12 protein-coding genes are annotated in these 12,052 nt (G+C 64.4%); 11 read left to right on the forward strand and 1 reads right to left on the reverse strand.

What is annotated here, in order from left to right:
• Positions 1–76: 76 nt before the first annotated feature.
• The 11 genes from MFF34_RS14535 to ureG all read left to right on the forward strand — a co-directional run bounded on the left by MFF34_RS14535 (position 77) and on the right by ureG (position 11,093).
• Positions 77–1,726: a VRR-NUC domain-containing protein gene (locus MFF34_RS14535; RefSeq protein WP_238214861.1), complete on the forward strand. Its 1,650-nt coding sequence runs from the start codon at positions 77–79 to the stop codon at positions 1,724–1,726.
• Complete coding sequence (locus MFF34_RS14540; protein WP_238214862.1) at positions 1,723–3,984, forward strand: ATP-dependent DNA helicase; 2,262 nt, start codon at positions 1,723–1,725, stop codon at positions 3,982–3,984. Before MFF34_RS14535 ends, MFF34_RS14540 begins: the two co-directional genes overlap by 4 nt.
• Positions 3,985–4,245: 261 nt before the next feature.
• Positions 4,246–5,160, forward strand: a complete 915-nt coding sequence (gene xerC, locus MFF34_RS14545) for a tyrosine recombinase XerC (protein WP_238214871.1) — start codon at positions 4,246–4,248, stop codon at positions 5,158–5,160.
• 368 nt (positions 5,161–5,528) lie between these two features.
• Positions 5,529–6,362: an urease accessory protein UreD gene (locus MFF34_RS14550; RefSeq protein WP_238214875.1), complete on the forward strand. Its 834-nt coding sequence runs from the start codon at positions 5,529–5,531 to the stop codon at positions 6,360–6,362.
• Between the two features lie 10 nt (positions 6,363–6,372).
• The gene (locus MFF34_RS14555; RefSeq protein ID WP_027594759.1) at positions 6,373–6,675 is read left to right on the forward strand and encodes an urease subunit gamma; all 303 of its coding nucleotides are present in this window, start codon (positions 6,373–6,375) and stop codon (positions 6,673–6,675) included.
• Positions 6,676–6,694: 19 nt separating this feature from the next.
• On the forward strand, positions 6,695–7,012 hold the full coding sequence (locus MFF34_RS14560) for an urease subunit beta (protein WP_027594760.1): 318 nt from the start codon (positions 6,695–6,697) through the stop codon (positions 7,010–7,012).
• On the forward strand, positions 7,009–8,712 hold the full coding sequence (gene ureC, locus MFF34_RS14565) for an urease subunit alpha (RefSeq protein ID WP_238214877.1): 1,704 nt from the start codon (positions 7,009–7,011) through the stop codon (positions 8,710–8,712). Before MFF34_RS14560 ends, ureC begins: the two co-directional genes overlap by 4 nt.
• 10 nt (positions 8,713–8,722) lie before the next feature.
• The gene (gene ureE / locus MFF34_RS14570; protein WP_027594762.1) at positions 8,723–9,220 is read left to right on the forward strand and encodes an urease accessory protein UreE; all 498 of its coding nucleotides are present in this window, start codon (positions 8,723–8,725) and stop codon (positions 9,218–9,220) included.
• A gap of 18 nt (positions 9,221–9,238) precedes the next feature.
• A complete protein-coding gene (locus MFF34_RS14575; RefSeq protein ID WP_238214879.1) occupies positions 9,239–9,784 on the forward strand; it encodes a HupE/UreJ family protein in 546 nt (181 codons plus the stop codon).
• Positions 9,784–10,458, forward strand: a complete 675-nt coding sequence (locus tag MFF34_RS14580) for an urease accessory protein UreF (RefSeq protein ID WP_027594764.1) — start codon at positions 9,784–9,786, stop codon at positions 10,456–10,458. The genes MFF34_RS14575 and MFF34_RS14580 overlap by 1 nt, the downstream gene beginning before the upstream one ends.
• Positions 10,459–10,469: 11 nt before the next feature.
• Positions 10,470–11,093 carry an urease accessory protein UreG gene (gene ureG / locus MFF34_RS14585; RefSeq protein ID WP_010953755.1) on the forward strand — a complete coding sequence of 208 codons (624 nt, stop codon included), beginning with the start codon at positions 10,470–10,472 and terminating at the stop codon, positions 11,091–11,093.
• 138 nt (positions 11,094–11,231) lie between these two features.
• Here the strand turns inward: ureG and MFF34_RS14590 are convergent, their stop codons facing one another.
• Positions 11,232–11,957, reverse strand: coding sequence for a thioredoxin family protein (locus MFF34_RS14590; protein ID WP_238214881.1), 726 nt, complete (start codon positions 11,955–11,957; stop codon positions 11,232–11,234).
• Positions 11,958–12,052: the final 95 nt, after the last annotated feature.

The following is a 12,052-nucleotide window of genomic DNA, read 5'->3' on the forward strand; positions in this document are numbered from 1 at the left end:
TGGACCTACGGCACTTGTCAGGTGTGGGTATCTGTATGTATAACCAGTACCCACATTCACTGCCCGACCTTGCCCCGTGATCGCCCATTCTGTCGACGACCCGTTCTATTACCTGCATAACTTCCGCCAGGTGCTGCTATGGGTCGAGCAGCGCTATGACGACCTGCTCGATGACCAGGAGCTGGCGTTCATCCAGGCGTTTACGCAATTGGACGCGCCGGCGCAAGCCTTGATGGTGCGTATGGTCATGCGCAAGGGCGAGCTGTTTCGCAGTGACAAGCTGACCTATGCCGAGATCGGCGAGACCGCGCTGGCCTTGCAGCCGTTGCAGGCGTTGGGTTGGGTTCGGGAGCCTGCGCATCTGGAGCTGGAGCAGCTGTTCAGCTTGCTGCGCAAGGACGAACTGGCTTCGTGCTTCGCCGCCCAATTGAGCCGGCCGCGCGCCGCCAAGCACGACTTGCTCGCGCAGCTTCGACCCCTGGGGCTAACGGCCAGGCCATTGCAGGCGTGGTTCCCCGGCAGTGACGTGCGCATTTTCCAGTGGTGCCTGCAGCCGCTGTGTGACCGCATGCGCCTGTTGTTCTTCGGCAACCTTTACCAGGACTGGTCGGACTTCGTGCTTGCCGACCTGGGCTTGCTGCGCTACGAGCACGTGCCTTTCAGCAACGATTCCCGCGCCTTGCGCCATCGCGCAGAGGTCGATCTGGCCATGGCCTTGCACCAGTGCGCCGAGCGGCTGGAGCAGGGCGATGACCCGCTGTCGATCCTGGGCGCGATGGCAGGGCTGCACAGTGACAACCCCTGGTTGGCCCGGCGCCATGCGCGCCTGCTGTTTGCCCTGGGCCAGCAATGCGAGCGCCAGGGCAACTGGGACCAGGCCATGGCTGTCTACGGCCAGTGCAGCCATGCGCAAGCGCGAATCCGTCAGGTGCGGGTACTGGAACGTAGCGAACAATGGCCGCAGGCACATGCGCTGGCACAGCAGCTGGCCGCGGCCCCGGCCAATGCGCTGGAGGTGCAGGCGCTCGAACGCATGCTGCCGCGCCTGGCCCGCAAACTCGGCGGCCCGCCACAACGTCGCCAGCGTGCTGCGCCGCTGCACTTGATCGAACTTGAGCTGCCGCGTGAACACGCAGCCCTGGGTGTGGAGGAGGCTGTGCGCCAGCACTTGGCCGAGGCCGGCGGGCAGGTCCATTACGTGGAAAACACACTGTTCAACAGCTTGTTCGGCCTGTTGTGCTGGGAGGCGATCTTCGCGCCGGTGCCAGGTGCCTTTTTCAACCCGTTCCAGGCCGCGCCACAAGACCTGCACGACAGCGACTTCCAGCAACGGCGCAGTGCGCTGTTCGACCGCTGCCTGGGGCGGCTCGACGAGGGTAGCCACCGCCAGGCCATTCTCGAATGCTACGCCGCCAAGCACGGCCTGCAGTCGCCGTTCGTGTTCTGGCCGATGCTCAGCGAAGCCTTGCTCGAACAGGCACTGGCCTGCCTGCCGGCCGCGCACCTGAAGCAGTGCTTCCTGCGCCTGTTGCAGGACATCCGCAACAACCGCGCCGGGATGCCTGATCTGATCCAGTTCTGGCCCGAGCAGGGCGGCTACCGCATGGTCGAGGTCAAGGGGCCGGGCGACCGCCTGCAAGACAACCAATTACGCTGGCTGGAGTTCTGCCATGCCCAAGGTTTGCCCGTTGCAGTGTGCCATGTGCGCTGGAGCGAGGCGGCGTGAGCTACAGCGTGGCGGTGCGTGCCCTGTGCGAGTTTAGTGCCAAGGTTGGCGACCTGGACCTGCGCTTCACCCCGTCGCCCACGGCCCAGGAAGGCATCGAGGGGCACCGTCGGGTAGTGGCGCGGCGTGCGGCTGATTACGAGTCGGAAGTGGCCCTTGAGGGGCAGTTCGAAAGCCTGCGGGTGCGAGGCCGGGCCGACGGTTACGACCCCAGTTGCAACCGCTTGGAAGAGATAAAGACCTACCGCGGCGACCTTACGCGCCAGCCGGCCAACCATCGCCAACTGCACTGGGCCCAGGCCAAGGTCTACGCCTGGTTGATGTGCCACGCGCGGCAATTGCCAGCCATCGAAGTGGCCCTGGTCTACCTGGACGTGGACAGCGACGGCCAGACGCTGATCAGCGAGCACCACACGGCTGCCGCGCTGCAAGCGTTCTTCGAAACCCAGTGCCGCTGCTTTCTGGCTTGGGCGCAGCGTCAGCAAGGCCGACTGGCCGAGCGGGACCGCGATCTGCAGGCGCTGGGGTTTCCCTATGCGCAATTCCGCCAGGGCCAGCGGCAATTGGCCGAGACCCTGTACAAGGCCGTCAGCACCGGCCGATGCCTGATGGCTCAGGCCAGTACCGGTATCGGCAAGACCCTGGGCACCTTGTTCCCGTTGCTCAAGGCGATGGTGCCGCAGCAGCTCGACAAAGTGTTCTTTCTGACGGCCAAGACGCCGGGCCGTGCGCTGGCCCTCGATGCCATGCGCCAGATCACCGATGCCGCGCCGCAACCGGCCTTGCGCACCTTGGAACTGATCGCCCGCGACAAGGCCTGCGAGTACCCCGACAAAGCTTGCCATGGCGAGTCCTGCCCGTTGGCGCAAGGCTTCTACGACCGCCTGCCCGCCGCGCGCGAGGCAGCAGCAGGGGTGCCTTTACTGGACCGTGCCAGCCTGCGCGAGGTGGCCTTGGCGCATCAGGTTTGCCCTTATTACCTGGGCCAGGAAATGGCCCGCTGGGTCGACCTGGTGGTGGCCGATTACAACTATTACTTCGATGCCCATGCTTTGCTGTTCGGCTTGGCCCAGGCTAACCAATGGCGGGTGGCGGTGCTGGTGGACGAAGCGCACAACCTGGTCGAGCGCGGTCGCGGCATGTACAGCGCCAGCCTCGATCAAAGCCAGTTGCTCGCCTTGCGCCAGAGCAAACCGCAAGGGCTGACCCGTGCGCTGGACCGCCTCAACCGGCATTGGAACGCGTTGTACAAAGAGCAGCGTGCACCGTATCAGGCCAGCGAGCAGTTGCCGGAGGCCTTCATACGCGCCCTGCAACAGTGCATCGGGCTGATCCAGGAGCGCATGAATCAGGCACCAGCCGAGGTAGATGCGCAGGTGCTGCAGTTCTTCTACCAGGCGTTGCAGTTCAGCCGGGTGGCTGAATTGTTCGACGAGCATTTCATCTTCGACATCAGCCAGCGCGAAGGCCAGCGCAAGCGGCGCCTGGCCACCCTGTGCCTGCGCAATGTCACCCCGGCGCGGCTGCTGGCCCCACGCATGCAGGCGGCGCGCAGTGTGACGCTGTTTTCCGCCACGCTGAGCCCTCGGCATTTCTACAGCGACTTGCTCGGCATGCCGGCCGACACGGCCTGGCTGGAAGTGGCAGCGCCGTTTCGCGCCGAACAACTCGAAGTACGCATCGCCAGCCAGGTCTCGACCCGTTACCGAGAACGCCAGGCTTCGCTGGCGCCAATCGTCGCGCTGATCGCCGAGCAGTACCAGCGCATGCCCGGTAACTACCTGGCCTTTTTCAGCAGTTTCGAATACCTGCAGCAGGTGGCCGGCTTGTTGGCAGAGCGGCATGCAGACATCCCCCTGTGGGCGCAGGCGGCAGGCATGGATGAAGAGGCGCGTCAGGCATTTCTCGATCGCTTCGTGGCGGATGGCTGCGGGGTGGGTTTTGCGGTGCTGGGGGGCGCGTTCGGGGAAGGGGTCGATTTACCCGGCACGCGCTTGATCGGGGCGTTTGTCGCGACCCTCGGGCTGCCCCAGGTCAACCCTGTCAACGAGCAGTTCAAGCAGCGCCTGGGGCGCCAGTTTGGCGCAGGCTTTGATTACGCCTACCTCTACCCAGGCGTGCGCAAGGTCATTCAGGCGGCGGGCAGGGTCATTCGGGGGGATCAGGACCAAGGCGTGTTGGTGCTGATCGACGAACGCTTTGCCGAACCGCGGGTTCAGCAGATGTTTCCCAATTGGTGGCGGTCGGGCGGTGCATGACGCTTGCCGCTGCCCTTGGCGCCGTTCACCGCTGGTCAAACTGTGGACGGGTAGGCGGGCTTGAGTTCGTTATGCGGGCGCCAGTTGGGGTAACATTACCCTCCGCGCCGTCTTCAAACCCCTTGAATATCAAGGTGATGGCACTGCTCCAAGCCCGAATGGCCATGCGTTGTCATTTGGGCTTGCTTTCATGTCGAATAGACTCGCTTCACGCTTTGGCTGCCCCCGTACCGGTCCAAGCGTCGCTACAGGATTCACGTTGTGACCGATCTCTCGAAAAACCCGCTGCTGCAGTACATGGCCCGCCTGGCGCCGTCGAGCCAGCAAACCATGCGCTACATCCTTCAGGACGCGGCCGACCGGCTGGGTTTCGTCGACTGCAACCTTGTCGATGTACCGTGGCACTTGCTTGAACCTGGGCATGTGATCGGCTTGGTAGCGGCATTGCGCGAGGATGGTTACGCCCCTAACAGTTCGTCGCTGTATGTGAATGCGGTGCGTGGGGTGATGAACGAGGCGTGGCGCCAGGGCCTGATCGACCATGAGCAGCTGTTGAGGATCCGCGAGGTCAAGCCGGCCACCGGTAGCCGCCTGCCACCGGGGCGCAACCTGCGGCGCAGCCTGATCCGTGAGTTGATGGACGTGTGCGCGGCCGACCCTCGGCCGCAAGGTGTGCGCGACGCGGCGATCATTGCCTTGCTGTACGGCACCGGCATGCGCAAGTCGGAGTCGGTCGACATCGGCCTGGACCAGGTCGACTTCGATGCTCGCAGTCTGCAGGTACTGGGCAAGGGCAACCGGCAGTTGATCAAGTATGCGCCGCCTTGGGCGTTCGAAAAGCTGCAGGCGTGGCTGGACCTGCGTCGCAACGATTTGCCGGAGGGGGCAGCGGACGACCCGTTCCTGTTCAACCGCATTCGCCGGGGCAACCACATTACCCGCGCCCGCATCACCAAGCATGCGATCTACTACATTGCGCGCCAACGCGGTGCCCAGGTGGGGGTGAAGATCATGCCCCATGATTTTCGCCGTGCGTTCATCACTCGGGTTATTGAAGAGCACGACCTGTCGATTGCCCAGAAGCTCGCGCACCATGCCAACATCCAGACCACGGCCAGTTACGACCGCCGGGATGACAACGAACGGCGGCGGGCGGTAGACCGCTTCGATTACTGAAGCCTCACTGCATAGCTGTCTGTAGGAGCAGCCTTGTGCTGCGAAGAGGCCGGTGTAAGCACCTGTAATCTCCACTGCTGTCACCGGCCTCTTCGCAGCACAAGGCTGCTCCTACAAAAACAAAGCTCATTACATTCCGGCACCGAAACAGGGCCTTCGTGCGCCCTCGCTTTGTGCGCGCCACCCCTGTGTGCCCGATGCCAGAGCGGTCGCGCTGACGATTTCATTTTTGTTCACCTGCGTAGTTGGCCCGCAACCTGCTATATCCAGCCTGAGAATTTGATCGAGTGGTCAGGCTGGCAGCCCTCAAGCGCCGCCTGCCTGGCCCTCTAAACGGCCACCAGGCCACGGATATCAGGGGCCGCAGGATGTCGCTCGCGGAGCAGATCGAACAACAACAAGACGATGCAGGCTGGAGTGCCTTCCTGCAGTTGCGTTTCACTCAGCGCGACGGTGTGACCCGCCTTGGTGCGCGGCGGCATTTTGGACCTCTTTTGGTGCAGCGGCCTTTCTACCCCGAGGGCGCGCCGTGCCATGTCTATGTGCTGCATCCGCCCGGCGGCATCGTTGCCGGTGACCGGCTGGAACTCGACATCCACCTTGAACCTGGCAGCCACGCCTTGCTGACCATGCCCGGCGCGAGCAAGTTCTACCGCAGCATTGGCCCGACCGCACGGCTGGCCCAGCGTTTTCACCTGGCCGCCGACAGCACCCTGGAATGGCTGCCTCAAGACAGCATTTTCTTCGCCGGTGCTCGTGCCAGCCTCGACAGCCGCTTCACCCTTTCGCCAGGCGCCCGCTTGCTGGCCTGGGAAACCCTATGCCTGGGCCGCCCGGTGATGAATGAGCGCTTCGATCACGGCGCCCTCGACAGCCGCTTGCACATCGAAATGCCCGATGACCCAGGCCTGTACGAGCGCCTGCGCATCGAAGGCGGGCAATTAGGCAAGCTCGGTGGGCATCCCTTGGTCGCCACCTTTTGCGCCGCCCCGGCGGACCCTGCGCTGCTCGAGCACGTCCGGGCCTTGCTCGATGAGCTGGACAACCCCGCTGGCGCCACCCTGATCGGCTCGCTGCTGGTCATCCGCCTGCTCGACCACGACAACCAACACCTGCAACACACCTTGCAACGCCTCTGGCATGCCTTGCGCCCGGCCGTCCTCGGCCTGCCGGCATGCCCGCCGCGTATCTGGGCTACCTGAGAGAAGCGCCATGGAGCTGACCCCAAGAGAGAAAGACAAACTGCTGCTGTTCACCGCCGCGTTGCTGGCGGAGCGGCGCCTGGCCCGCGGCCTGAAACTCAACTACCCGGAAGCGGTGGCGCTGATCAGTGCCGCCGTGCTCGAGGGCGCCCGGGATGGCCGCACGGTGGCCGAGCTGATGAGCCTGGGCCGTGAAGTGTTGAGCCATGAGCAAGTTATGCCTGGCGTCGCTGAAATGATCCACGACGTGCAGGTCGAGGCGACCTTCCCCGATGGCACCAAGCTGGTGACCGTGCATGACCCCATCGTCTGATACAGCCCAGGAGCCCAGCATGATCCCAGGTGAAATCCAGGTCGCCGGCGGCGACATCGAGCTTAATAGCGGCCGCGCGACGGTGAGCGTCAGCGTGGCCAACCACGGCGACCGGCCCGTGCAGGTCGGCTCGCACTACCACTTCTACGAGGTCAACGACGCACTGGTGTTCGAGCGTGCGCCTACCCTGGGCTTTCGCCTGGACATTCCAGCCGGCACCGCCGTGCGCTTCGAGCCGGGCCAGGCCCGCACCGTGCAACTGGTTGCCTATGCCGGCAAGCGCGAGGTCTATGGCTTCCAGGGCAAGGTGATGGGCGCACTGGAGGGCAGGGCATGAGCCGTATTTCCCGCCAGGCCTATGCCGACATGTTCGGCCCCACCGTGGGCGACCGCGTGCGCCTGGCCGATACCGCGCTGTGGGTGGAGGTCGAGAGAGACTTCACCGTGTATGGCGAAGAGGTCAAGTTCGGCGGCGGCAAGGTCATCCGCGACGGCATGGGGCAAGGCCAGATGCTGGCGGCCGAGGCCATGGACCTGGTGCTGACCAACGCGTTGATCATCGATCACTGGGGTATCGTCAAGGCAGACATCGGCGTCAAGCACGGCCGCATCGCTGCCATTGGCAAGGCCGGCAACCCCGATGTGCAACCAGGGGTCACCGTGCCAGTCGGCCCAGGCACCGAGGTGATCGCTGCCGAAGGCAAGATCGTCACCGCTGGCGGCATCGACTCGCACATCCACTTCATCTGCCCGCAGCAGGTGGAGGAGGCCCTTACCAGCGGCGTCACCACCTTCATCGGTGGCGGCACGGGGCCGGCCACCGGTACCAACGCCACCACTTGCACCCCTGGCCCGTGGTACCTGGCGCGCATGCTCCAGGCCGCCGACAGCCTGCCCATCAATATCGGCCTGCTGGGCAAAGGCAATGCGTCGCGCCCCGAGGCATTGCGCGAGCAGATCGCGGCAGGCGCCGTCGGCCTGAAACTGCACGAGGACTGGGGCTCGACACCGGCAGCCATCGACTGTTGCCTGGGCGTGGCCGAGGAAATGGACATCCAGGTGGCGATCCACACCGACACCCTCAACGAGTCCGGTTGCATCGAAGACACCCTAGCGGCCATTGGCGACCGCACCATTCACACCTTCCATACCGAGGGCGCAGGCGGTGGCCATGCGCCAGACATCATCCGCGCTGCAGGGCAAGCCAACGTGCTGCCGTCCTCTACCAACCCGACCTTGCCGTACACCGTCAACACCGTCGACGAGCACTTGGACATGCTCATGGTCTGCCATCACCTGGACCCGAGCATCGCCGAGGACGTGGCGTTCGCCGAGTCGCGCATCCGCCGCGAGACCATAGCTGCCGAGGACATCCTGCACGACATGGGCGCCTTCGCCATGACCTCGTCCGACTCCCAGGCCATGGGCCGCGTAGGGGAAGTGGTACTGCGCACCTGGCAGGTGGCGCACCAGATGAAGCTGCGCCGTGGGCCTCTGGCGCCGGACAACAGCTACAGCGACAACTTCCGGGTCAAGCGCTACATCGCCAAGTACACCCTCAACCCAGCGTTGACCCACGGCATTGCCCATGAAGTGGGCTCAGTGGAGGTGGGCAAGCTGGCTGACCTGGTGCTGTGGGCCCCGGCCTTTTTTGCGGTCAAGCCCGCCTTGGTGATCAAGGGCGGGATGATCGTCACCGCGCCCATGGGTGATATCAATGGCTCTATCCCGACGCCGCAACCCGTGCACTACCGGCCGATGTTCGGCGCCCTGGGCGCAGCGCGGCACGCCACGCGGATGACCTTTCTGCCGCAGGCCGCCATGGACAGCGGCCTGGCCGAATCACTCAACCTGCGCAGCCTGATCGGTGTGGCCCACGGCTGCCGACGGGTGCGCAAGGCCGACATGGTCCACAACACCTTGCAGCCGGTCATCGAAGTCGATGCGCAGACCTATCAAGTGCGTGCCGACGGCGAGTTGCTGGTGTGCGAACCGGCCAGCGAACTGCCGCTGGCCCAGCGTTACTTCCTGTTCTGAAGGAGCACAGATGATAGTCCTGACTCGCCGGGTCACCGAACCCGGCTCGCTTGCCGAAACCGGCACCGTCACCCTGGATGTGGACAGCCGCATCAAGAGCCGCTTGCGGGTAACCCTCGACGACGGCCGCGACGCCGGGCTGATGCTCGCGCGCGGCCACCTTCTGCGTGGCGGTGAACTGCTGGCCGATGCCGATGGCAGCCAGGTCATCCGTGTGCTGGCCGCACCAGAAACGGTTTCGACGGTACGTTGCGCCGACCCGCACTTGCTGGCACGGGCCGCCTACCACCTAGGCAACCGTCATGTGCCGCTGCAGATCGAACCTGGCCTGCTGCGCTACCAGCACGACTATGTGCTGGACGACATGCTGCGTGGCCTGGGCCTGACGGTGGAAACCGAACAGGCACCGTTCGAACCTGAGGCGGGTGCCTACCAGAGCGCGCCGCACAGCCATAGCCACAGCCATGGCAACGACCACCCGTTCGTGCGCCTGCCTGCCCATTCCTGAACTGCCCTGGAGCCACTGATGAAAAAGACGTTCGCCCTGTTTCTGCTGATGCTGGCGGTGCCGGCCTTCGCCCACCCCGGCCACGACAGCAACCCGCTGCAGGACGGCCTGCTGCACCCGCTGACCGGCCTGGACCACTTGCTGATGCTGCTGGGCACTGGCGTGCTCGCTGCGCTGACCCGACGCAACCTGACCTTGCCCTTGGCAACCCTGGCGGCGATGTTTGGTGGCGCGGTGTGCGGCCACTTGTTTGGGGATGTGCTGGGCATGGAAACGATGATCAGCGTGTCGTTGCTGGTCGCCGCCGGGGCCCTGTTGCTGCCTAGCCGCCAGCTGTTGCTGGCGCTGGCCATGCCGGTGTTCGCCCTGTTTCACGGCTGGGCGCATGGCGTTGAAGCCACGCCCAGCGCGTTCTGGCAATTCAGTGCTGGCTTCGTGACCGTCAGCGGCCTGCTGCTGCTGGCCGGGTTCGCGGTGGGTTGCCTGCTGCGCCGCCACAGCGGCCTGCAAAAAGCCTTTGGTGGTGGCCTGTTGGCCGGCGCCGCACTGGTGCTGGCCGGTTGATGGACAGCGACCTGGCGCTGCTGCGCTTGCTGCAACTGGCCAGCCCGGGTTTGCCGGTGGGTGGGTTCACCTACTCACAAGGCCTGGAGTGGGCCGTCGAAGCCGGTTGGGTGCAGGATATTGCCAGCTTCAGTGCCTGGCAGCGCGAGCAGTTGCACGACACCCTGGGCTGCGTCGACTGGCCCGTGCTGGCACGCCTGTATCAGGCCTGCCTGGCCACGGATGCCCAAGCATTCAGCCAATGGAGCCGCTTTCTGCTGGCCAACCGGGAAACCGCGGAGTTGCGCCTGGAAGAACAACAGCGTGGCTCGGCGCTGGCACGCCTGCTCGATGGCTGGCAATTGGGGCAGGACCCCGCCTGGCGGGCCAGCCTTGAACTCAGCCAACTGGGCGGTATGGCCTGGCTCGGCGCCTACTGGTCGATCCCGCTGCGTCAGTTGGCGCTGGGCATTGGCTTCGCCTGGCTCGAAGGCGCAGTGATGGCCGGGGTCAAGCTGGTGCCGTTCGGCCAGCAGGCGGCGCAAACCTTGCTGCGCGACCTTGGCCAGGACTTACCCGCCGTACTCGACCAGGCGCTGGCCCTGGGCGATGACCAGCTCGGTGGCGGCCTGCCATTGCTGGCGATTGCTTCATCGCGACATGAAACCCAATACACCCGTTTGTTCCGCTCCTGAGGACTGCCTTCATGCAAAGCTATCAACAACCCCTGCGCGTCGGTGTCGGCGGCCCGGTCGGTTCCGGCAAGACCGCGCTGCTCGAAGCCCTGTGCAAGGCCATGCGCGATCATTATCAGATCGCCGTGGTGACCAACGACATCTACACCAAAGAGGACCAACGCATCCTCACCGAAGCCGGTGCACTGGAGCCTGAGCGCATCGTCGGCGTGGAAACCGGCGGCTGCCCACACACGGCGATCCGCGAAGACGCCTCGATGAACCTGGCGGCGGTGGAGGCCTTGGCGCGCAAGTTCGGTAACCTTGAGGTTATCTTCGTGGAGAGCGGGGGCGACAACCTCAGCGCCACTTTCAGCCCGGAGCTGGCCGACCTGACCATCTACGTCATCGATGTTGCCGAGGGTGAGAAGATCCCGCGCAAGGGCGGACCGGGGATTACCAAGTCCGACTTCCTGGTGATCAACAAGACCGACCTTGCGCCTTACGTCGGTGCATCGCTGGAGGTGATGGAGCGCGACACCCAGCGCATGCGCCCACAGCGGCCGTGGACATTCAGTAACCTGAAAAAGGGCGAAGGGCTGCAGGCGGTGATCGATTTCATCGTCGAACGCGGGATGCTTGGCGTGCGCGGCTAGACGGCATGCAATACGCGTGTAGGAGCAGCCTTGAGCTGCGAAGAGGCCTGCGGCTACACAGTGAATGTTCGCTGCTTTCACCGGCCTCTTCGCAGCACAAGGCTGCGCCTACAGGGCAGCATTCAGGGCAGGCTTGCATCAGTCATGGCAACAATGCGCCTTGCCGGTCTGCCCTTCATAGCGGTCATGGTGCCGCACCCAGTCCATGGTCCCGGCCTCGTTACGCCCCAACGGCGCAATGTCGAGGAAGTTGTAGGTATTGACCAGGATGTCCAGCCCGCGGGCATAGGTTGAGTACGTGTGGTACACGCTGCCGTCAGCGTCAAGGTAGAACGCACTCAGCCCCGGCAACTCGCTTTCGCTGCCTTCATAAGGCTCATAGTTGTACTGCCGAGGCCCGTCGCTGCCCACGCTGACGCCAAAGTCTTCATTGAACCCGCTACCTGCGGACGAGTACCAGGGAAACTGCCAGCCCATGCGCTGGCGAAATGCCTGGAACTCGGCGTAGGGCGCTCGAGAGACGGCCACCAGCGATACATCGTGGTGCGCCAGGTGCAGGTTGGCGCCGTCAAAATGGTCAGCCAGGAAAGAGCAGCCTGGGCAACCTTCACGCCAGCCCTCGGCGAACATGAAATGATAGAGCAACAGCTGGCTGCGCCCGGCGAACAGTTGGGCCAGGCTCAGCTCGCCCTCCGGCCCTTGGAATCGATAGGTTTGTTCGACCTTCACCCAGGGCAAAGCGCGACGTGCTGCAGCCAGCTCGTCGCGTTGATGGGTGAAGGCTTTTTCGTGCAACCACAGCTGCCGGCGTGCTGCCAGCCACTGGCTGCGGGAGACCACCTCATGCCTGTTTTCACTGCTCATGGTGCTGACTCCAGGGTAGGGATTCAGCACTGGTCGAGCGGGGCAGGGCCAGATCGACAGGCATCGAAGGTGGTGCGATGAACGGTGGGCTTGGC

Origin of the sequence: Pseudomonas sp. PAGU 2196 (genome assembly GCF_022179005.1) — a bacterium.
GTDB classification, from domain to species: Bacteria; Pseudomonadota; Gammaproteobacteria; order Pseudomonadales; family Pseudomonadaceae; genus Aquipseudomonas; species Aquipseudomonas kermanshahensis.